At 43.9% G+C, this 23,012-nt stretch carries 17 protein-coding genes and 1 pseudogene; 10 read left to right on the top strand and 8 right to left on the bottom strand.

Features of this window, described 5'->3' with window-relative positions:
* Window positions 1-11: 11 nt before the first annotated feature.
* Genes rsxC through nth form a run of 5 tightly spaced genes read left to right on the top strand, consistent with a single transcriptional unit; the run spans window position 12 to window position 5,699 of the window.
* Complete coding sequence (gene rsxC / locus JYB87_RS07970; protein ID WP_228729972.1) at window positions 12-2,594, top strand: electron transport complex subunit RsxC; 2,583 nt, start codon at window positions 12-14, stop codon at window positions 2,592-2,594.
* Entirely contained in the window at window positions 2,594-3,649 is a 1,056-nt protein-coding gene (rsxD, locus tag JYB87_RS07965; RefSeq protein ID WP_207356330.1) for an electron transport complex subunit RsxD, read from the top strand. Before rsxC ends, rsxD begins: the two co-directional genes overlap by 1 nt.
* 51 nt (window positions 3,650-3,700) lie before the next feature.
* A complete protein-coding gene (rsxG, locus tag JYB87_RS07960; RefSeq protein ID WP_207356635.1) occupies window positions 3,701-4,327 on the top strand; it encodes an electron transport complex subunit RsxG in 627 nt (208 codons plus the stop codon).
* Window positions 4,324-5,019 carry an electron transport complex subunit E gene (locus JYB87_RS07955; RefSeq protein WP_207356329.1) on the top strand — a complete coding sequence of 232 codons (696 nt, stop codon included), beginning with the start codon at window positions 4,324-4,326 and terminating at the stop codon, window positions 5,017-5,019. The genes rsxG and JYB87_RS07955 overlap by 4 nt, the downstream gene beginning before the upstream one ends.
* A 20-nt stretch (window positions 5,020-5,039) precedes the next feature.
* Window positions 5,040-5,699 carry an endonuclease III gene (gene nth / locus JYB87_RS07950; RefSeq protein ID WP_207356328.1) on the top strand — a complete coding sequence of 220 codons (660 nt, stop codon included), beginning with the start codon at window positions 5,040-5,042 and terminating at the stop codon, window positions 5,697-5,699.
* 102 nt (window positions 5,700-5,801) lie between these two features.
* On the opposite strand, the gene JYB87_RS07945 is transcribed toward nth, so the two are convergent.
* The 5 genes from JYB87_RS07945 to JYB87_RS07925 form a co-directional block, all read right to left on the bottom strand.
* Entirely contained in the window at window positions 5,802-8,456 is a 2,655-nt protein-coding gene (locus JYB87_RS07945) for a DEAD/DEAH box helicase (RefSeq protein ID WP_207356327.1), read from the bottom strand.
* A gap of 1 nt (window position 8,457) precedes the next feature.
* Window positions 8,458-10,419 (bottom strand): site-specific DNA-methyltransferase, encoded by a 1,962-nt coding sequence (locus JYB87_RS07940; protein WP_207356326.1) that lies wholly within the window; start codon window positions 10,417-10,419, stop codon window positions 8,458-8,460.
* A gap of 540 nt (window positions 10,420-10,959) precedes the next feature.
* A complete protein-coding gene (mobV, locus tag JYB87_RS07935) occupies window positions 10,960-11,799 on the bottom strand; it encodes a MobV family relaxase (protein ID WP_207356325.1) in 840 nt (279 codons plus the stop codon).
* Between the two features lie 56 nt (window positions 11,800-11,855).
* Window positions 11,856-12,311, bottom strand: coding sequence for a hypothetical protein (locus JYB87_RS07930; protein ID WP_207356324.1), 456 nt, complete (start codon window positions 12,309-12,311; stop codon window positions 11,856-11,858).
* A 239-nt stretch (window positions 12,312-12,550) separates the two neighbouring features.
* On the bottom strand, window positions 12,551-12,985 hold the full coding sequence (locus tag JYB87_RS07925) for a MarR family transcriptional regulator (protein WP_207356323.1): 435 nt from the start codon (window positions 12,983-12,985) through the stop codon (window positions 12,551-12,553).
* A 295-nt stretch (window positions 12,986-13,280) separates the two neighbouring features.
* Between JYB87_RS07925 and JYB87_RS07920 the strand changes: the two genes are divergently transcribed.
* On the top strand, window positions 13,281-13,556 hold the full coding sequence (locus tag JYB87_RS07920) for a hypothetical protein (RefSeq protein WP_207356322.1): 276 nt from the start codon (window positions 13,281-13,283) through the stop codon (window positions 13,554-13,556).
* An 85-nt stretch (window positions 13,557-13,641) separates the two neighbouring features.
* On the opposite strand, the gene JYB87_RS07915 is transcribed toward JYB87_RS07920, so the two are convergent.
* The gene (locus JYB87_RS07915) at window positions 13,642-15,309 is read right to left on the bottom strand and encodes a recombinase family protein (protein ID WP_207356321.1); all 1,668 of its coding nucleotides are present in this window, start codon (window positions 15,307-15,309) and stop codon (window positions 13,642-13,644) included.
* A gap of 66 nt (window positions 15,310-15,375) precedes the next feature.
* Between JYB87_RS07915 and JYB87_RS07910 the strand changes: the two are divergent.
* Both JYB87_RS07910 and gloA read left to right on the top strand, forming a co-directional pair.
* A pseudogene (locus tag JYB87_RS07910) lies at window positions 15,376-15,630 on the top strand (endonuclease III); the annotation flags it as partial.
* A 370-nt stretch (window positions 15,631-16,000) separates the two neighbouring features.
* Window positions 16,001-16,411 carry a lactoylglutathione lyase gene (gene gloA / locus JYB87_RS07905; RefSeq protein ID WP_207356320.1) on the top strand — a complete coding sequence of 137 codons (411 nt, stop codon included), beginning with the start codon at window positions 16,001-16,003 and terminating at the stop codon, window positions 16,409-16,411.
* 87 nt (window positions 16,412-16,498) lie between these two features.
* Here the strand turns inward: gloA and JYB87_RS07900 are convergent, their stop codons facing one another.
* A complete protein-coding gene (locus JYB87_RS07900) occupies window positions 16,499-19,009 on the bottom strand; it encodes a TonB-dependent receptor plug domain-containing protein (RefSeq protein ID WP_207356319.1) in 2,511 nt (836 codons plus the stop codon).
* Window positions 19,010-19,628: 619 nt separating this feature from the next.
* Complete coding sequence (locus JYB87_RS07895; protein WP_207356318.1) at window positions 19,629-19,964, bottom strand: Grx4 family monothiol glutaredoxin; 336 nt, start codon at window positions 19,962-19,964, stop codon at window positions 19,629-19,631.
* 247 nt (window positions 19,965-20,211) lie between these two features.
* Between JYB87_RS07895 and sodB the strand changes: the two genes are divergently transcribed.
* A complete protein-coding gene (gene sodB, locus JYB87_RS07890) occupies window positions 20,212-20,790 on the top strand; it encodes a superoxide dismutase [Fe] (protein WP_207356317.1) in 579 nt (192 codons plus the stop codon).
* A 257-nt stretch (window positions 20,791-21,047) separates the two neighbouring features.
* Window positions 21,048-22,982, top strand: coding sequence for a PrkA family serine protein kinase (locus JYB87_RS07885; RefSeq protein ID WP_207356316.1), 1,935 nt, complete (start codon window positions 21,048-21,050; stop codon window positions 22,980-22,982).
* Window positions 22,983-23,012 lie beyond the last annotated feature (30 nt).

Below are 23,012 nucleotides of genomic sequence, written 5' to 3'. Positions count from 1 at the left end.
GGGATAGTCAATTGAATCTTATCGATATTATCGAACAAAATACTCTTTGGCCGCTGACCGGTGGTATTCATCCTGCTGAGATGAAGCACTTGTCAAACCAAACACCCGTGGCTCGCCTGCCGCTGGCTAAGCAGTTTTATATTCCGGTGCCACAAGTGGGCGACAGCGCCCTGCTGACGGTGAAAGTTGGGGAGCGCGTGTTAAAAGGTCAGCCATTGACCAAATCCGCCGGTGCAATGTTTGTGGCGGCGCATGCGCCAACCTCTGGTGTCGTCAGCGCAATTGCGCCGCATGCCAGCAATCACGCCTCAGCCTTACCTGAACTTACCTGCATAATTGACGCTGACGGTGAAGACCAAGCGCTTCAGTTTCAGACTGCAGATGCCAAACAACTGAGTAAAGAGCAGATTTTAGGGCGCATTCGCGATGCAGGTATTGCCGGTATGGGCGGCGCCATGTTCCCTAGCCACATCAAATTAAGACCTGCTGCCAAAATTGAATTGCTGATCATCAACGGTGTGGAATGTGAACCCTATATCACTGCCGATGATCGTTTGATGCGAGAACATGCGGCCAACATTGTTGCCGGTATTGAGATTATTCAGCAACTGATTGGCGCACGTCGTATTGTTATCGCCATTGAAGATAATAAAGCTGAAGCTGCAAAGGCAATGGCGACGGCTATCAGCCAAAGTGCAGAGCTAAAACCGATTGCGTTAGTGCGGGTCATTCCGACCAAATACCCTTCCGGCGGTGAAAAGCAGCTCATCCAAATCATCACAGGCAAAGAGGTGCCGTCGGGAACAATTCCGGCACAACTCGGCATTGTGGTGCACAACGTGGGCACAGCCTATGCCATTCGTGATGCAGTTGTTGAGGGTAAACCACTGATTGAACGCGTGGTCACCGTGACCGGCGGCAATATTGAGCAAAATGGTAACTACTGGTTACCGATCGGTACTCCGGTGAATCATGTGCTGCAGCAACTCAAGCTGCGCAGTAATAAGCAGGTAGAAGTGATTGTCGGCGGGCCGATGATGGGCTATACCCTGCCCGATGCCGATGTGCCGGTACTCAAAGGCACCAACTGTTTGTTGTTGCCTAAACGCAATGAGCTAAGCAGCGGCAATTATGAGCGTGCTTGTATTCGCTGCGGCGAGTGTGCGCAAGTGTGCCCCGCCTCCTTGTTGCCACAGCAACTCTATTGGCATGCCAAAGCCGAAGAATACGACAAAGCCAACAGCTTTAATCTGCAAGATTGTATCGAGTGTGGCTGCTGTGCTTTTGTCTGTCCGTCAGATATTCCCTTGGTGCAGTATTATCGTGTTGCCAAAGCAGCAATCCGTAAAGACCGTGCAGAAAAGGTACAAGCTGAACAAGCAAAAATTCGCTATGAAGCCCGTTTAGAACGCTTAGAACAAGAGCGCCTCGAACGGGAAGCCAAAGCGAAAGAAGCGTCAGAGCGACGTAAAGCCGCGATGAGTGGCGATCAGAAAGATGCCGTTGCTGCCGCGTTAGCTCGCGTGCAAGCCAAAAAGCAAGTGCAACTTAGCGATGCAGCGGTTGTCGAACCGCCAAGCAATGATGCAATCGCCGCCGCAGTCGCCAGAGCCAAGGCGAAAAAACTGCAAACTGCTGAAACAAGTGTGGTGCAGTCTAATACTGAATCCGACGTAACCAGCGATGTGACCGATGATAAAAAAGCGCAAATTGCTGCCGCAATAGCTCGTGCCAAAGCAAAGAAATCTCAATCGACCGACGAGGTTGCAGACAGCGCAGTCGCCGACAGTGAGGCTATCAAGGCAGAAACAGGTGCAGCCTCCGACACTAAGCAAGCGCAAATCGCTGCCGCGGTTGCTCGCGCTAAGGCGAAAAAGGCCGCACTTGCAGCTGAACCACAGCCAACTGAAACCAATGATGTACCTGCAACTGAGCCTGTTCCACCGACTATAGACGACAAGCAAGCAAAAATTGCCGCCGCTGTTGCCCGCGCCAAAGCTAAAAAAGCCGTTCAAGTGAGTTGTGATGACACAGCAGACGCCGAATCGACGACTCAGCTTGATACGGCAGAAAACAGCGCAGCAGTTAACGAAGCAGCAATTCCCGCAGACGATAAACAAGCGAAAATCGCGGCTGCAGTTGCCCGCGCCAAAGCCAAAAAGACCGCCAATGCGCAACCATCGACGGAACAGACACCATCTGCATCGCCGGCCCAGAGCGCATTAGCAACGACGACTGAGAGCGACGATGCTAGAGCTCACACACCGGTGAGTGCTAACGACAACGCGGCAGTGGCCGATGAAGCTTCCGCCCCAGCTGATACTGGCGAAATGGTTAATGCCAAACAGGCTCGTATTGCCGCCGCGGTAGCTAAAGCGAAAGCCAAAAAAGCCGCAGAGCAAGCTAACGCGGCAATGGCAGCTGAGCATGTGACACCCGCAACGGATAACAGCGGCAGCGCAATCGAAGCAGCAGAAGCCCCCGTAGTCGAAGTAAATGAAGCTGATGCCAAGCAAGCGCGTATTGCCGCCGCGGTCGCCAAGGCTAAAGCCAAAAAGGCAGCTGAGCGCGCCGAGAAGGAGAATCAATCATAATGGCGTTTAAAATTGCCTCATCGCCCCATATGAATCGGCCGCTGCAGACCAGTACGGTCATGCAACGCGTACTGCTATGTGCCTTACCCGGGGTTGCGGTACAGATTGCCTTTTTTGGCTGGGGAACTCTGTTTCAAGTATTGTTGGCTATGCTTACCGCGCTGATCAGCGAAGCATTGGTGATGGTGCTACGTAAACGCCCTGTAGCAAGCGCTTTGTCAGATAATAGCGCACTGTTAACCGCCATATTAATTGGTATTGCGCTGCCACCATTAGCCCCATGGTGGCTGACGGTTATCGGCACCGCCTTTGCGATTATTATCGTCAAACAACTCTATGGCGGCTTAGGGAATAATCTGTTTAACCCCGCAATGGCGGCCTACGTGGTGTTGCTGATCGCGTTTCCAGTGCAGATGACCTCATGGGTTGCTCCTGTGAGCATCGCATCGAGCTCACCGCAGCTTTTGGAGAGTGCGCAAATTATTCTCTCGGGCAGTCAAATTTCGGTGGCAGAAACCTTTCAGCAAGGCATCGATGGTTTCACTATGGCCACTCCGCTCGACACGTTAAGAACAGGCTTATCACAAGGCCATCCCATCAGCGACATCCTGCAGAAACCTGCATTTAACGGTGCTGTGGGTGCGGGTTGGTTTTGGGTCAATTTGGCCTACCTGCTCGGTGGCTTGCTGTTATTAAAAATGGGACTGATTCGCTGGCATATCAGTGCCGGGGTGCTTGGCGCATTATCAGTGTGTGCTGCTATCGGCTGGATGTGGCAACCTGAAACCCATGTCAGCCCGTTGATGCATCTGTTTAGCGGCGCCACCATGTTAGCAGCATTTTTTATTGCGACCGATCCCGTCACCGCCGCCACCAGCAACAAAGGTCGACTTATTTTTGGTGCGCTGATTGGCACCTTGGTTTATCTGATCCGCAGTTACGGTGGGTACCCAGACGCCTTTGCCTTTGCGGTGCTGTTAGCCAACCTCACCGCGCCGCTGCTGGATTACTACATTAAACCACGCACCTACGGCCACGGCCGGGCATCGTCTTAAGAGGTGAACGTGAATAACAACATGTTTCAAAGCGGAATATTTAATAACGGGATGCTTAAAAACGGCCTGCTTTTAGGTCTGTTTGCCTTGGTTTGTTCGGCGCTGGTCGCTGGTGTCAACCTGCTAACGCGCCCCCAAATTGAGTTTCAACAGCGCCAGCAGCTGCTCGGCACTCTGCAGCAGATTATTCCCGATGCACTGCATGACAATGATTTAGCAGCCTCTTGCCGTTTAATCACCGCACCGGAAGCGCTTGGCACTGCTGACGCGATGCCGGTGTATATCGCCAGCAAACAAGGTCAACCGCAAGCAGTGGCGATTGAAACCATCGCGCCGGATGGTTACAACGGTAAAATCCTTTTGATTGTGGCAGTGGATAACCAAGGTACTGTGCTTGGGGTGAGAACGCTGGAGCAGCAGGAAACGCCTGGACTCGGCGATAAAGTCGACCGACGTAAATCCAACTGGGTCGAAAGTTTTGTTGGGCGTGCATTTGACCCTAACCAAATGAAATCTTGGTTTGTGAAAAAAGATGGCGGCGAGATTGATCAGTTTACCGGTGCGACCATTACGCCGCGTGCTTATACCAAAGCATTGCGCAATACCTTGAGCTATTTTGTGTCGCATAAGGCGCAAATCTACACCAGTAAAACCAGCTGTGAGGCATCTAAATCATGAGTCAATATCGCGAAATTGCCGTACAAGGGTTATGGAGAAATAACCCTGGCTTAGTGCAATTGTTGGGGTTATGTCCACTGCTTGCAGTGACGGCTACAGTGACCAACGCCTTGGGTTTAGGCCTAGCCACCATGGCGGTATTGATTGGTTCCAACGTACTCGTGTCGTTAATCCGCGAATTTGTGCCGAAAGAGATCCGTATTGCGGTGTTTGTGATGATTATTGCCGCACTGGTGACCGTGGTGCAGCTCACTATCAACGCTTATGCTTATGGGCTGTATCTGTCGCTGGGGATCTTTTTGCCGTTGATCGTAACCAACTGCGTCATTATCGGTCGTGCCGAAGCTTTTGCCTCTCGCAACACGGTCGCGAAGGCCGCATTTGATGGTTTTATGATGGGCTTAGGCTTTACCCTTGTGCTGTTGGTGCTCGGCGCAATGCGCGAAATATTAGGCCAGGGCACGCTGTTTGATGGTGCTGACCAGTTGCTTGGTCCGTGGGCTGCGGGTATGCGAATTGAGCTCTGGCACACCGATACCTCATTTTTGTTGGCGATGCTGCCACCCGGCGCGTTTTTAGGCATGGGATTGTTGATTGCGTTAAAGAACGTGATTGATAGCAAGTTAGCCGCCAAGCAACCGGCACCGACTGCTCCAGCTGTAGAGCGGGCACGAGTCACTAAAGTGAGTTAACACGATGGACGGAAAGCGAATTGAATAAGGATAAACGTCGACAAATTTTAGAGCGGCTCCGCACTGAAAATCCTCATCCCAAAACTGAACTCAACTACAGCAGTCCGTTTGAACTGTTGGTCGCAGTGACCCTCTCGGCACAGGCAACCGATGTGAGTGTGAATAACGCCACTGATAAGTTATTCCCCGTTGCCAATACTCCAGCGGCGATTGCGGCGCTTGGTGTTGAAGGCTTAAAGGAATACATCAAAACCATCGGCTTGTATAACAACAAAGCGATAAACGTGGTCGCGCTGTCGCAAATCCTATTAGATAAATACGATGGCCAAGTACCGAAGAATCGCGAAGCATTAGAGTCCCTACCTGGTGTCGGCCGTAAAACGGCTAACGTGGTGCTTAACACAGCGTTTGGCTGGCTAAAAGATAATGATGGTAGATATTTTATCGCGGTGGACACTCACATTCAGCGCCTTGCTAACCGCACTGGCTACGCTAAAGGCAAAACAGTCGAACAAACCGAGCAGGCCATTATCAAAAACACACCCAATAAGACTGAGTTCATGTTCAATTTGCACCATTGGTTCATCCTTCATGGACGCTATGTATGTAAAGCTAGAACACCTGACTGTAGCTCATGCATAATCAATGATCTTTGTGAGTTTAAGGGGAAAACGGTTTAAACGTTGCAGAATTGGCGCTTAGGGGAGTGGGAATGTTTGATATTTTTTGATAAATGCATAGTCAAGCAGTCTTACTGACCTGACTATGCATTTCGTCTTACTTTACTTGGTTAGCTCAGGCACGATCTCCTGTGTCCAACTACTTTCCATTAGCATCCTAAATGAAATCCCACCAGAGGCAGCTTCCAACGTCATTTCTCCAGCGTCCACTGCCGACCTAATATGATCGGTCAACAATTCGAACAAACGACGCTTGTATTCAGTGTCATCATTTCCTTTCAAATGCTCGCCTTTCGTTTCTAACACTGAAAAACGATAAGTACCGAAAGTAGGTTCTTCCACACAAACTAACAAGTCAGGGTATACCTTTTGCTTTTGCCAGCCTTGTAGGCTGTACTCCCGTTGGTTTACCGCAATACGATGCCACCAATACACAGACTCTTGCTTATCTAGATACCAAGCTGTGTCGCGCTCTAAATTGTTCAACCCATTTTGATAGACCTTTTCGAACAGGCTTTTTTCGAGTTCAGATCCATCTTTGCGGCGAAGCACCTGATCATGCTCACTAACATTTACCTCTAGGGTTTGCGCCAGTTCCCAATTAAGCTTTTCATTATCTGAAGCGAGTAGACGCAGTGATATATCACCATTGTCCAATTTAGACTTGAAGATTTGCTCCGATAATTCCTCAACCTGTTGTTTAATGTCGCGCTTAATCTCTTTGAGCAGCTCTAGGCGATTAGTAAACAGCGCTTCCTCTGTAACCCCATTGCTACGCAAGGTGTCTAAGGTGTGCGTTAACACCCGCATGGCTTGCCAAGGGTTTGGAATGACATCAGTGAGTTGCCTTACCATAAACGAGATATCTAGGCCTAAACTTGGGTCAAACTCGACATTTTCGTGTACCGGATCGGCCAAGTCCAACTCGCCTTGCTTATCCTTTGACATTTTGTAGTCGATACGAGCAATCGTGCGCTTTAACTTGTCGTCTACTAACTGGAAGTTCTCAGCATTCAAATAAGACAGCGATTCCCAATCTAAGTCACCGAGCACATCCCGTTCATAATCAAACAAGCGGTAGCCGTCTTTGTTGCCTGCATCACGATGTAAAACCCGAGGCAAGAATATTTTCGGTAAGCTACGAAAACGCTCTCTACGCAGTAACGTTTCTTTACTTACTACAGTGGCAGGTTTATTGGCTTCTGAGGCTTTAACCTGATTCGCCACATCCCCCATCCCTTCTTCTTCTAAACCTTGCTTAACACCGGCGACCGCTTCCATCACATCCTGATCAAAGGTGTAGACATAACACTCATCTAAGCTTGGTTTTTGCGTCAATCGCGCATGTGGTTGGCGTAATACCCGACCAATCATTTGGGTGATTGCCGTTTTTGCCGTCATTTTTGACAACACGGTTAATATATAAGCGAAAGGACAATCCCACCCCTCACGTAGCGCATCCTTTGTGATGATGTATTTAACGGGACACATTTCGCTAAGCAAATCATCATCACCTAACTCATCTTTATCAGATGTTTTCAGGCGAATTTCATTTTCATTTACGCCGAGTTTGTCCATCAAATACTCGCGGGCATCTTCCGCATGCACAAACGATGAATCACGCTGATCTTTACCAGTACGCTCAACACGGATTAGCATGATGGGGCGAATATAGCGACCAGTTTCGTTTTGTAGCTGCCCCGCATCCTTTTCAAGCTCTGCCAGTTTTGCGTGCGCAAGCGCCAAGGTATGCTTCCACTCACTTTTTTCTTCGTTGATTAGGTTGATAGGCAACTTAATCATTTGTTCATCTTTCAGTGCTTGCCCTGACACATTCACCAGCACGTTTGAGTGATGCTTACCGTTAGCATTAGGCGTGGCAGAAAGCTCAAGAATAAACTTAGGGTTAAATCCACACAGAGTTTCTCTTGCGGTTTCGCTATAGGCTTTATGCCCTTCATCCACAATAATGACTGGGCGAACCATGCGTAACACGTTGCCTAAGCTTTGTTTGACTGACACAGAGCCAGGGGCTATACCCTCTTGCCAACCGTAATCTGAAAGATCGTTACAATCTAAATTACGAATACGGCTCAAAAGCGCCTCGTTGGCTGTGGTGTCATCTTCAATCGGGAAGAAAGTGGTAAATCGTCCGCTATCACGGAACATACGCAGCGTTTCTTTGGATTGACGCGCACTAGATTGCAGCATCAATAACATAACGCACAGGTTTTCATCGGTATCCCGCTTGGTAAATGCATCGTTCTTTTCGAGCATTTTTACACGCCCACCCGAAGCGCGCTCTAGCATTTGCCGATATGGATGCTCACGATTGGCCAACTGCTTCCATGTCTGTTTGTAAATGGTGTCAGAAGGCACAACCCACAGAACCATCCCTGTCTGTTGCGCAAAAAGATCTGTTTGCACTCGTTCAATAGCTGCCACACCAAGTAAGGTTTTACCGCCGCCTGTAGGTAGCTTTAAACACATATTCGGAATTGGTCTATCTAAGCCGTCAAATCTTGTGACATAAGGCGCTGGCACCAAGTGACCACTTTTGTCTTTAAGTAGGTCAATACGGCGCTCCTGTACCAAAGCTTCCCACGTGTCTTTGGCGTAATCGGTTAAGCGCGCCTCTTTGCCTTTCATTTTCTGAAAAGCAACAAAGTCTTCCGCCTCTTCCTTGGTGTCGGCTAGCTTTTTTAAGTAATAATCTAGCTTATCCAAAACACCATTTTGGTAGTCTTTTAACTCCATATTACGCCCCCATAATGCGATGGATAGCGTAAGGCAACTGGCAAAACTCAATGCGTTTTTCAGTTAAGTCCTTCTGACTCATAAATTTCGCCACAGCAAAAACAATCGTGCGCTTTTTCGTGGTGTTATTTTTAACAATCGCCCCTACTTTATCTGCGTTTAATGCCGCTTCATTTGACCGCAACCACTCACTATCTGGACGATAGAATAGATGGATACGGAATAAGTCTGTTTCACCGATAAAACCATCGGCAGAGGCTTTAGCGACCGTTTCTAACGACTGCCCAGTGGCGGTATAAAACACATAACGAGCAAGCGCGTCGAATGACGGCATTGCTTCGCCGGTGAGCAAACTTTCAATTCTTATAGGGTCACCCAATGTGCAAAATGCATAGGAGCCTTCTAAGCCAAGTACCTTTTCATTTGCATTTCGAATACCGTAAAGTCTAAGTACTCCATTCTTCATCACACGTTGATATGAGTGATACTGCCCTTGTGTGCTTTCTTCTATAGCATTTAAAGTATTAATTGTTTTTTCTGAATTTTTAAAATCCGACCAATTAATATTTTTTACATACAGTTCTTCTTTAGTGTTTTTTTCCGACACATAACCGGTTATTACTTTGCTTACCCTTGTTAGAGTAATGTCAATAACGTCATTATACCCTGCTTCGGCGGCTTTCGTTTCCGGCTGTACTTCTTCAGGCAATTGAATTCCGATAAATTTCCTTTTACCGGCGTCAGAGTTATTAAGTTTCAAAACTGCATGCAATGTAGTTCCACTTCCCGCGAAGGAGTCCAATATTGTTGCTGATTCATGGGAGCATAAGTCTATTAAAGCAGCTGCAATATCAACATCTTTTGGATAGGGAAAAACACCCTCACCAACGAGTTGCTCAACCTGAAGTGTCGCAGACCTGCCATCCTTATAAAACACCGTATTGAAAGCTTCGCCTCCAGTTTTTTTAAGATATGTTTTACGGTTTGGTATTGTTGTATGATCTTTACCAAAATGAATTAATGGCGGATTCGCTTCTAAAGCTCTTTTAGTTGTAGACTCATCCCATCTCCATCCTGTAGAAGGCTTCGAGCAAGGTTCACCGGTTTCAGGATGAAGAATGTCATATCTAGGTCGGTTTTTTCTGCCATCATCTGGACCGGCAAAATTATCAGGAAAATAAAGTCCTCTGTCATCAGAGTGGCAATAGTGCTTCATTTTCTTCTCAGGAGCATCATTCGGTAATTTTCTGAACCATTCCTGCATATCCTCTCGAATTAAGTCGTGATTATTATTATGCTTCTTCCTGAGACTTTGGTAAAAACTCAAAACTTCCTCGATACCTTCTTTGGCTGATCGCCACTTGATATCCATTGACTTAACTGTCTCTTTGTTTTTGCTGTATACATGAATGTATTCGTGCGTATTAGAGAAAAACGTGGAATCCCCTTTTTTTCCCTTTTCCCAAACAAGTGTCGCTAAAAAATTTTCGTCACCAAAGATCTCATCAAGTAACATTTTTAGTGAATGCTGCTCAACGTCATTTATACAAACAAAAATGGTTCCTGTTTCGGATAACAGTTCTTTTAACAACGTTAAGCGAGGCCACATCATGCATAACCACTTGTCATGACGTTCCAAATCATCTTTGTCAACTGGATTGGCAGACTGTTTCAACCACTCCTGCATCAATGGTGAGCGTACATTGTCGTTATAACACCACCCCTCATTGCCTGTGTTGTACGGCGGGTCGATAAAAATGCAGTCTACTTTACCCGCATGGGTAGGCAGTAACGCCTTGAGGGCTTCAAGGTTGTCGCCATGAATGATGAGGTTGTCATCCAATGATGCCGCCTTGCCTTCCTGCGGTAACGATTTATCTGCAACCACTTTTAGTTCACGAAACGGCACACTCAAGTGGTGTGAATAAACAAACTGTTTACCTTTAAAATCCAACGTTGGCATAGAGATCCTTAACTTCTTAATTCATTGTTGTTTGTGAGCTATTCACTTTGACTACAAACGCGCTATTCCTGTTCGATCCATTTTCTAAATCGTCTTATTGAAACGACAGGAGTACGCAATTTTAAAGCCAGTATCAGGTCTTCACTTGCGAGCCTATAAAATGGTATTTACCGTTGAAGTCAGATAGCGAAGCCTGTTTTTTTGATTGAAATTTGACCTTAAATCTAAACAAATTAGCACTAAGTGAATTGGTCAAAAACTTGATGGGAAGAGGATATGGGAAAATCGAAGAATCGACAATGATAGAACCGTACTTTCCAAGTATGGACAGCATCTTTCGTGGAAGTGTTCCAGTCAAAGTTCTGCATGAGTGCTGGCGGTAAACTCCTGTGCATTTTACAATCAATCACAGAGTGAAGAGCCCTAGCCCAAACGGATAGTAACTCACTAGCGACAAATCTTATAACGATGGTACTTGCGTACTCACTACACAATTGAGCTACCGCTAATTGTTACGTTCGTTGTGTACACATTTCAGTTCTATCGTATGCCACGCCTTGGAGTGCCAGATTGAAGTTGATAGTTTAAACGTTGGTTTGTGTCTCTGAGTTCCTGAATAAGATCTAACAACTTTGTCTTCTCGACCTGTTGTTGTTTCTGTAGCGCAGTGATGACCTTTTCAACATTTTTTAACCAAGGAGAAAACGCTGTAGGGCTATCTGTCGGCGGATTAAGGCCTAATGACTGTGCTACGTCCTTCGCTTCGTTTATAGCGTTATAAAACTGCGATACTGTTGAGTGAGTTGCTTTAGAACCACGAATGCCACGTTTTAACCCTAGGCAGTTCATTTTCGACGAATAGCTGTCTTGTAGACGACGGAGCTTATCAGCTCCGCCCGTTATAGCCCTCGCATTTAAGCCCCATACCGCACCGTTACGGCGTTGCTTGAGTTCAAATACGTGAATGCAACAGTGGATGTGAAAATTTCGCTCATCAGCATGTAGGTATGCAGATAACACCCGTTCGCCAAATTCCTCTTGTAACCAATCTTTCGATAATTTGATCCACTGAGTAAGCTTATCTTTCGCATCAGGTAAATACTTACCTGATTCGTCAATAATAAAGCTAGGCGAAAATGCCAGCACAGCTTCTAAAGCAAAAACGCCATTTTTACGAAACTTGGTAATACCTCGCTGCGTAACGCCTTCACAAAATGCCTTATAGGGGTCTGCCGCCCCCATCAGTACACGATTGAACTTCGTTTTAGTTGGGTCGACATTTGGCGTCGGTTTCGTCCGACGCCAGTGGGCAGACATTGCCGAGATTTCAGCTTTAGATTTGAGTTTACCGATGCGAAAAATAGCAAAATCTTGTTTCATGATTTATCTCCGACAGTAAGTAAACTCAATTAGTTAAAACACACTGAAAGATGTGGCTAATAAACAGGGACAGGGGTCAACGTTACATCCAGCAAAATTCTAGGCTTATTGACTGCCTTAATCTTTGCTTTAACACTGCGTTTACCAAACAAGAACTGATACAACAAAATATCAGTTGGCATTTGAACGCCAAGTGATTTGCCGCTTTTTAATTTCTCGATTAATTCAACGCGAGAATAGCCACCGTCAACATCAAATTTCTGACTCGACTCATACTCAGAAACGATCTGAAAATACACCCCCATTTCGATAGTAACTGGATTAACTTCAACCGCGTTTTTACATGTTGCCCACATTGACACCGGATGACCCAAAGTTACTAAATCGGGAAATTCCACATGCAGGTCTAAATTTTGACGAAGTAGAACAGATGATAACTCCGTCGTTTCAGATGTAAGCCCGTTCACTTCAACATCAAATTGAAGTGCTTCGCGTTTAGTGCAAAAGTCCATTTTAAACTCCTTCCTTTTTTCAAATGGCAAAAATGATTTTATCACAAAATATTTTTGCCAATTTAAATTTGATAAAAAAATCAAAAAAACTTTGAGACTTAAAGCTATTGCACAATGTCATCTTGCTGATGACATAAGTACATTAAATAAAACACATCGTTTTTGTTGATAATCAACATGTTAAGCAAATCCATCTTCCTCCCCCTCTAATACAATATTTAAAAGGGGAGACAAACTAATCACTTACGTTCATTGACAAACAACTCTCTGACTTTCACGACATTATTGGAGTTCCCTTTAAAAACAACAAAAGGGTTCAACATGTACTTCTGATTCTTAAGAGGTTTGATAAGTCCAAGACCAATCAACTTTAAGATCATGTTGCGAACCGATCCTTTTTTGATTTTAAATCGTTCAGAGATTTCAAGGCGTAAAGCGGTCGATATATCAACTTGAGCAGTGTTCATCTCAGCCTTTCCGGCCAAAAAAAACAAAACTTTTATTTCAGTTCCGGATAATCCATCGAGATACTCTATCGAGTCATAAAGTTGTACGAAGTTGATCTTAACTGCTTTTGTTAAGCTAGTTTGCATAACTTCCTCTGTGAACATTAGCTCACCGGTATTTGCATCGACGCATGACTTCGTCGTTACAAAAACATTCATTTTTGCCATTTTTAACATCCTTGTAGACGTGTTATGCAAGAGCAACATCACTCTTGTAAAACTTATCTTATGTCAAATATTCCAGAGATTTTTTTAAAACTAAAATAATGAATTACAATATAACAATACTTTTGTAAAAACGATAAAAAGTGATTTATATCTATATGATTTTATTGGTTTTTTATATATTTTTAACAAATGTAAATATTGAAAAAAATTAATTTTAATAAAGTCAAATAAGCTAAGATAATTTCTAGTTAGCTTGTTAGATGCTTTTAAATGAATTACGTCAAGGATGACAAACATGAAAAAGGAACCAAAACCAATCACGAGTAAAAACAACGTGAGTCACAGAGAGCAGCCATCAATAACTGATTTATTGAGATCGTCGAATACTGGCATTGAAATAACTCAAGGTTTTCAGCTTGCGATCATAGATGAAAACAACAATATTGTTGTTCAAGGCGAGACTGTAAACGAATCTGTGTTTACAGCGATGAGTAAGAAAGTGGTTGATGATTTCTGTTCAAATTTCAAGCAAATAAAGAAGGAAGACTTTAAAATTTACGCAAACAATTAATTTTAAATACACTGATGACAAAATTTAAACCCCTCCAATTCTTTCTCCGAACGAAAAATTCGTAAAATCAAAGGGGTTTATAATTTTAATCATTTGAAGTAAAATCGAAGCCGGAAATTAAATCACCAGACTTTGAGTCTATTCTCAACATTCTCTTATAACCGTTATGAAATTCTAGAATTAAATCAAAAAAATTATTATGAGAACCATTAAAAAGACGTTCTTGGACCAGTAAATTTATTCCAAATTGTTTTTCAGCATTTTTATCATATGTTTTAAGCCAGATATTCTTAAAGGTATCACCAACTAATTGCCTTAAATTTAATCTTTCATCAACTGGCATAGTTGATAAATTTTTTGTAAGAGAAGCCCATCGTTCACTCACAGTATCCTTTTGAGTTTGGTTGATCATGTCTAATTCACATTCTGAATCAATTATTTTATTAGCTACAAGCTCTAATTCTGATTCTAATTCAGAAATCTTGTTCAATACAGAAGTAGGAGCTTTCTGTGAGTAGTGAGTTAATGACTCAACTAATAATTCAATCTTATCTTGAATCATTATTTTCTCTTCATTTAACAACTTAACCTGCTCAATAATTTCACTTTGATCTCGTGTTTTTAGAAGTATTCTACGTAAATTAACTCGATCTTGACAAAATCTAACAACTGCATTTTCAACAAAGTCTATTTGAACAGTTGCCTTCATTTCACAATTATTATTTCGTCTTGCCTCAACACATCCATATCTTTTATGACCGCCAGTTACATCCTGAAGTAATTTTTTACGATAAATAACATGTGAGCCTACTGACTTACCACAAGAACTACATTTAAAAATATCGATACCCGAGATAATACCTACAAATTTTTGACCCGATTTTACTGCGGTTCGCTTCGCTGCAAACGAGAGCAGTTCATAATATTCGTATCGTGTTATTAATGGAGGATAATATTCTTTTAATACATATTTTTTCCCTCCATTTTCCATGTGCAGCTCACCAATTAAAGAAGGACGTCTAACTTCACTGTAAATATTTGCTCCTGTTTTATGAGTTATTTTTTCACCAAACTCTAGCTCAAGCAAATCAGCAATCTTTTGACCACCATGACCAAGTTTAAATAATTCAATTTTACGGAGCATAACTTGCTTTTTTCTGGGATTGAAAACATACTTTTTTTCTTCATTATCCCAAACTAACCACATCGGTGCCTTTCCAGCTCCGATCTTGAAACCGCGTTCTCCAGCTTCCCACGATTTAATTTTACTGAGTATTGCTTCTTTTGCACGTTTAGACTTAACCTCACTTTCATTATTAGCACGAGCTAATTCAGTGATCATAGTAGTTAAATGAAATATTTCTTTGGTAATATTCTCTAAGTTATATTCCTTGCGGTCCATAGCAGTAATAACAGTAATGCCCGCATTGATAATATCTATCATAGTTTTCAGGCTTTGGTATGGATTAGCACGAGAAATGCGGTCTATGCTTTCGACAACCAGAACAGAGCCAGCTGGTACTTTGCCTTCATCAATCGCATTTAAAAACTGTCCTAACGCTCCCCGTTTAATATTCGTTTCATGGTAGGCACTTAATCCGAAATCTTTCATTGTAAGCGCGTCATCAATCTCCAGTCCTTTTTCCTTTGCAACTCGGTTTATGTAATCGAGTTGCCTCTCTATCGAATGTCCTTTGGCCTGTTCTTGTGTCGAAAATCGGATGTAAGTATAGAGTAACGGTTTGGCTGGCATAGAGTACCCTTGGTTTTTTAATGGCTTGTTATTTTATAACATAGTCATAATCTATCATAGTTATGCTTTGGCTGGCCAACGATCGCGGTTGATACGCATATTTTCCGAGTATCTAATCGTACTAAGTTTGCTTCCGGTAAAGATGTTGTTGAGGTAGAAAACAAGCTGCTAAAAGTGGTACCTGCGGAATTTAAAGTCGATGTACACCATTGGCTCATACTGCACGGGCGTTATACCTGTATTGCCCGTAAACCACGCTGTGGCAGCTGTATTATTGAAGATCTTTGTGAGTACAAACAGAAGGTCTATCCAGAAGAGTAAGGTGATAGGCCACCAAAAAAAATCCGCCCTTTTAGTTACTATATAACAAAGAAGGCGGATTTTTCTTTACTTGGCTTGATCAGAAGATTTGAATAATCATCACGATAAATACCAGTGCGATACCTGCTGTGGTGCCTAAAGCCAATTTCATTTCTGATGACATACTTGTCTCCTGCTTGTCGCTAGGTTAGGTTTGAAATCATTATTAATCACCACTATTTAAATTCAACGACGCGATGTAATTTTTGTGACCCACAAAGCATGCTTTTATTGTCAAATGCGATAGGGAACAAAAGCCTCATCATCAGTCTCTGTGCACCGCCCTCTTCTTTCAATGGCGGTTAGGTAAACTTAAGGAGTTAATCTCGTAATGTCGCAAGTACTACACACCATGATCCGCGTAGGCAACTTAGAAAAGAGCATTGAATTTTATACCCAAGTGATGGGGATGAAGTTGTTACGCCAGTCAGAAAATCCACAGTACAAATACAGTTTAGCGTTTGTTGGCTATGGCGAAGAAAGTTCTGGTGCTGCGGTGATTGAACTCACCTATAACTGGGGCACAGAGCAGTACGACATGGGTAATGCTTTTGGTCATATTGCGATTGGTGAAGCCGATATTTATGCTCGTTGTGAAGCCATTGCAGCCGCTGGCGGTAAAGTGGTACGGGCCCCTGGTCCAGTCGCCGGTGGCACCACAGAAATCGCCTTTGTGGAAGATCCTGATGGTTATAAAATCGAATTGATCCAGATGAAGTCAGCAACACAAGGATTGGGTTAATCCTTTCAAAGCTTACATATTTCATCTTTGAAAACAAAAATCCCCGGCAAGCCGGGGATTTTTATGGGTTCAATTTAACGAATTAAATTAGAACTTGTAGCTTACGTTACCGTAAATCTGACGGCCAACTACGTCGTATACTTCTGGAGAAGTACCGCCGTCGCTACCGTTAGATACCCATGATGGGTCTTCATCAGTGAAGTTCTTAACACCTGCTGACAAGCTGAGCGCGTCAGTGAAGTGATAAGTGGCCACGATGTTGTGGTAGATGATTGAGTCAGCTTTGGTACCATCGTTCAAGCCAAGGTCAGTCATGCTATCTATGAAACGGTTGTAGTACATTACGCTCCAGTCATCTTGTGATGCAGTGATGCTGAAGTTGTTACGCCATTTAGCGTATGCACCGAAGTTACCGTCTACAGAACCTTCGTAGCTGATACCATCTTGCTCGTAACCGATCAGGTAAGTAGCGTCGTTGTTGATTGCCCAGTCCAGACCCAGTGCTTCAAACTTGTACGCCACGTTGATATCAACACCGCTAGTTTTCACTGTACCTACGTTGGTCAACGCAGCAGTCAGATTGGTCAAGTCGCCATCTGAAGTTACGTTGATAACAGCACACGCATCCGCGTTACCAGCATGACAAGCGTCCAGACGGTCTTGTACGTCTACACGAGTAATCGCGCCAGTGATGTTAAATTTCCAGTAGTCGATAGTGGTTGAGAAACCATCCAAGAAGCTTGGAGAGTAAACCAAACCAGCAGTGAAAGACTCTGACTCTTCTGGTTGCAGATCAGGATCTGAAGTGCGGTTTACCAGAATTTGAGAATCTTGTTCGCGACCCCATGGGTCATCCAAATAATCGAATGAACCAGAGTTACCACCAAACAGTTCACTTACGTTAGGTGCACGGAATCCCGTTGCAGCAACACCACGCAGCATCAGATCATCGATCACACGATAAGTCAGACCCACTTTCCAAGTAGTTGCTTTACCGAAGGTGCTGTATTCGTCGTAACGGAACGCGAAGTCACCGGTCAGTTTTTCTGTGAACGGTACGCTCACTTCTTGGTAGAAAGAGATTACGTCATAGTGACCTTTAGTAGGGTCTTGCTGTGCCGCAGTACTTTCACCAGCAACGATGATTGGATCAGGGTTGAAGAAACCTTCTTCGTAACGGTATTCAGCACCGATAGCAAAGCTTACTGCGCCGCCGCTTACTTCAAACAGATCGCCACTCAGGTTAGCTTGAACGTCGTGTTGTTCGTTGCCACCTTTGTTGGTTTCCATGTAGCTGATAGCGTCGATATCTTCAGCAGGAATGCCAGCGCCATAGAAATATGCATCTTGGTTTGCATAAATTGCGTTAGACATCCAAGTTGCATTGATTGAGTTAGCAGTGCCACTGGTTGCTTCGTTCTTACCATAGGTGTAAGACACATCCCAGCTCATACCGTTACCGATATTTGCATAGCCTTGCAGATCAACTGACGCACGGTAAGTGTCGGTATCTTGAGAGTAGATACGCGGACCCACTTCGTTAGTACGACGACGATAGTTCACCAGGCCATTTTCAGCTTCGATACCAGCAGCAGTCATTGCTGAGTCCAAAGTGATACAGTTGCTGGTCAGGGTGTCAGTACATACAGCCAAATCCAAGTTTGCAGGCTGTGCAGCCATTTGCTGGTTAGACTTACGCTTGGTGTACAGCAGCTCGCCAGACAGCACCAAATCATTACCCAGTTCTTGGGTCATGTTGGCAAAGACGCTGTAGCGCTTAGAAGGTGTTTGGAAATAGCTGTCTTGGGTGTAGTCGTAACCGTAGTCACGTGCATACCAAGTACCATCAGCTGCAGCACGCATACCGCCCAAAGTACCTTCAGGGATAAATGAGCTTGCACCTGGCTCAACCCAAGCGCGGTCGCCTTGAATTACGCCATTACGCTTAGAGAAAGCAGCACCGATAGTGTAGTTGCCACCATTGTCGGTGTTGAAACCGTACAGGCCGCTCATTTCATAAGTTTGGCCATCACCACGGTCAGTGGTAGAAGACTTAGCATCCAGTTGGAAACCATCGAAGTCTTTCTTAGTGATGATGTTTACCACACCCGCAATCGCGTCAGAGCCGTATACTGCAGATGCACCGTCTTTCAGGATTTCTACACGTTGGATCATGGCAACAGGAATAGTAGTCAAGTCAACAGCGCTATCCGCACCAGTACCTGAACTCACCATACGACGACCGTTCAACAGTACCAGTGTACGTTGTGCGCCCATACCACGCAGGTCAACCTGTGCAGTACCGCCTGAACCGTTGTTAGAGGTAGCACCTAATGCGGCACCGGCCATTGAAGTTTGTTCTTGCAATAGCTGATCAACAGAGGTGTAACCTTGTGCAGAGATAGCTTCAGCACTGATAGAGGTCACTGGCGATGCAGATTCCATATCTTGGCGTTGAATACGGCTACCAGTAACTTCGATACGTTCAACTTTATCACCATCTGCAGCGTATGCAGACACTGTAGATACACTGCCAGTTGCAATAGCGGCAAACAAAGACCACTTAACTGCAGAAGACAGCTTACTTACTTTAAGCATCCAAAACTCCCGACTTCATTTGTGTTTTCACGCTTGTTCGCATGAAATTTAATATTTATTCAAACCAAATTTCGGTTCGGGGATGATACTGTCGTTACTCACGCCTCACGTCAATTAGCGACATTTTTTTACATTACCCACAATGAGTTTATTATTTGTTATAATCTTGTTTTTTTACGGTTCCACATTGGGAACAAAACGATGATTAAATAACTCACAAGGTGAATTAATCACCAGCAATTTAAATTTTTTGGTCTTTTTTAGCTGTTAATCTTTGTTATTTATTTAACCATTACGTAGCAAAAATCATTTTGTAAAATAGTGTAAATTAATCTAAAGAAATGTATTTGCGATCAATAAAACATCAGTAACAACGCATCAGATTTTGCTGTAACCAACTGTTAATACAAGATTTAATTTTACATCCAGCCAAAACTTTCTCCACCATAACGAATTTTCACGATCTTTTTTACATTTCATTCATATTGATTGTTTGGCGGATTGCATTAATTAATACTGAATTAATGGTTATTTTGTTATCGAAAGATTTCATTTACTGGCTAAAAAAATGTGAAAAAAAAGGAGCCGGTTTAGGCTCCTTTTGTGCGAAATTAAAAAATTATTCGTCGTCTTTCTTATATTTAGCAGCAGTTTCTTTGATCAGCGTTTGTAATTCACCCTTCTGATACATTTCAGTAACGATGTCACAACCACCAATTAATTCACCCTCAACCCACAATTGTGGAAATGTTGGCCAATTTGCATATTTAGGCAGTTCAGCTCGGATGTCAGGATGTTGCAGAATATCAACATAAGCAAACTGCTCACCCATGTTAATCATGATCTGCGCCACCTGCGATGAAAAACCACAGCTTGGCAATTTAGGGGAACCCTTCATATACACAATAATTGGGTTTTCAGCGATCTGCTGCTTGATTTTGTCTACAGTTTCCATTTGATTTCCTGAATTATCATCGTCGACAACATGACTTGACTATATTGTACGTCAGTCGCACCCACAACAAAAACACACCTTTTATATGGTCTTTAATCGACTAAACTAATCTGATTAATCGATATTTTTACCGTGATACAACAGTAATTTAAACACAAACAATGATGCACATCACACAATTTGTCAGTACAATAGATGCCAGTGAGCAACATTAAACCCGAATAACCAAGTCAATGGAGAGATAAAAATGGCTTTCGAATTACCTGCATTACCTTATGCACAAGACGCTCTGGAACCACACATTTCTAAAGAAACCATCGAATACCACTACGGTAAACACCACAACACTTATGTGGTAAACCTTAATAAGCTGGTTGAAGGTTCAGAGTTCGAAGGTAAATCTCTGGAAGAGATCATCAAAGCTTCAACTGGCGGCGTATTTAACAACGCAGCGCAAGTATGGAACCACACCTTCTACTGGAACTGCCTAGCGCCTAACGCTGGCGGTGCTGCAACAGGTGCTATTGCAGACGCAATCAACACAACTTTCGGTTCTTTTGAAGCATTCAAAGAAGAGTTCACTAAGAGTGCTGTAGGCAACTTTGGTTCAGGTTGGACTTGGCTGGTGAAAAAAGCAGACGGTTCTATCGCACTGCACAACACCTCCAACGCAGGTTGTCCACTGACTGACGACGTGACCCCACTGCTGACTGTTGACGTGTGGGAACATGCTTACTACATCGATTACCGTAACGCACGTCCTAACTACCTTGCACACTTCTGGGAACTGGTAAACTGGGATTTCGTAAACGCAAACTTCGCTTAATCTCAGCAATCACTGCGTTTGATAAAGGAGCCTAAATGGCTCCTTTTTTAATGCCTTGCTGCCGGCTACCAACGCCACAAATTTCATCTCACCATTGCAATCCTCTCAATTGCAACTGTTGCCAATGCAACTATTTCCTATTGTTTTTTCTACATTTTTTTGACATTGCCCACAAAATAGTGTCTAAGATTAAGTGTAGGTCACTACAAAAATGAGTTTCCTTCCAAAGATAAGCTAGGCGTTTTAGGGGGTTTAAGATGGGTATATTTGAGCATTACCAGCAACGCTATGAAAAGAAACTTGAAGAACAATATACACTTCAAGAGTTTCTCGACATTTGCAAAAAAGACCGCACCGCTTACGCATCCGCAGCCGAAAGACTGCTTATCGCTATTGGAGAGCCTGAAATCATCGACACCTCCAAAAGCCCAGTGCTGAGCCGTATTTTTTCTAATCGAGTAATAGCGCGTTATCCTGCATTTAAAGACTTCTTCGGCATGGAAGAAGCGATTGAACAGATAGTGTCCTATCTGAAGCATTCCGCGCAGGGACTCGAAGAATCTAAGCAGATTTTATACCTGCTGGGCCCCGTGGGTGGTGGTAAGTCATCATTAGCTGAAAAGCTAAAAGCACTGGTGCAAAAAGTGCCTATCTATATTTTGAGTGCAGATGGTGAACGCAGTCCCGTCAATGACCATCCGTTTTGTCTGTTTGATCCTGATGAAGACGGCAAATTATTAGAGCAGGAATACCAAATCCCGCTGCGTTACTTAAAAACCATCATGTCACCTTGGGCAATCAAAAGACTGCATGAATTTGGCGGTGACATCTCCAAATTTAAAGTGGTTAAAGTATTTCCATCGGTACTCGACCAAATCGCCGTGGCCAAAACCGAGCCTGGCGATGAAAACAACCAAGATATCTCCTCATTGGTGGGTAAAGTAGACATTCGCAAATTGGAGCACTTCGCCCAAAACGACGCCGATGCCTATTCATACTCAGGCGCACTCTGTTTGGCTAACCAAGGCTTGATGGAATTTGTGGAGATGTTTAAAGCGCCGATTAAGGTGCTGCATCCACTACTGACGGCGACTCAAGAAGGTAATTACAATGGTACTGAAGGGCTATCTGCACTGCCCTACTCAGGTATCATTCTGGCACACTCAAACGAATCAGAGTGGAGTACCTTCCGCAACAACAAAAACAACGAGGCTTTCCTTGACCGGGTATATATCGTCAAAGTGCCTTATTGTTTGCGGGTGTCTGAAGAAGTGAAGATTTACGAAAAACTCATTAGTAATTCTGAACTTGCCAAAGCACCATGTGCTCCTGGCACCATCGAAACCTTAGCGCAATTTAGTGTGCTATCGCGGATTAAAAACCCCGATAACTCATCGGTATATTCAAAAATGCGCGTTTACGATGGCGAAAGCTTGAAGGACACAGATCCTAAAGCCAAATCCTATCAAGAGTATCGCGATTACGCAGGTGTCGACGAAGGCATGGAGGGGTTATCCACCCGCTTTGCATTCAAAATTTTGTCGCGAGTATTTAACTTTGATCGCACAGAGATTGCGGCAAACCCAGTCCACCTATTCTATGTACTTGAAAAGCAGATTGAACAAGAGCAGTTCCCAACGGATGTGGCCGACCGCTATCTGGAACATCTGAAGGGCTATCTGATCCCTAAATATATCGAGTTTATCGGTAAAGAGATCCAAACCGCCTACTTAGAAAGCTACTCGGAATATGGCCAAAACATCTTTGACCGTTACGTTACCTATGCAGACTTTTGGATCCAAGACCAAGAGTATCGCGACCCAGAAACAGGCCAATTGTTTGACCGCGCAGCACTGAATGCTGAGTTGGAAAAAATTGAAAAGCCTGCAGGTATTAGTAACCCCAAAGATTTCCGTAATGAAATCGTGAACTTCGTATTGCGTGCTAGAGCCAACAATGATGGCAACAATCCAACCTGGACCAGCTACGAAAAATTGCGCACTGTGATCGAGAAAAAAATGTTCTCCAACACCGAAGATCTGCTGCCGGTAATTTCGTTCAATACGAAGACATCGACTGAAGATCAACGCAAACACGACGACTTCGTCAATCGAATGATGGAAAAAGGCTATACCAAGAAACAGGTTCGCCTGCTGTCTGAATGGTACCTGCGAGTCAGGAAATCCTCGTAGTCCCTGTTGGGTTCGGCATTGATTTCCGAA

Source organism: Shewanella avicenniae (assembly GCF_017354945.1).
GTDB classification, from domain to species: domain Bacteria; phylum Pseudomonadota; class Gammaproteobacteria; order Enterobacterales; family Shewanellaceae; genus Shewanella; species Shewanella avicenniae.
This window is presented reverse-complemented; position numbering and strand designations above follow the sequence as displayed.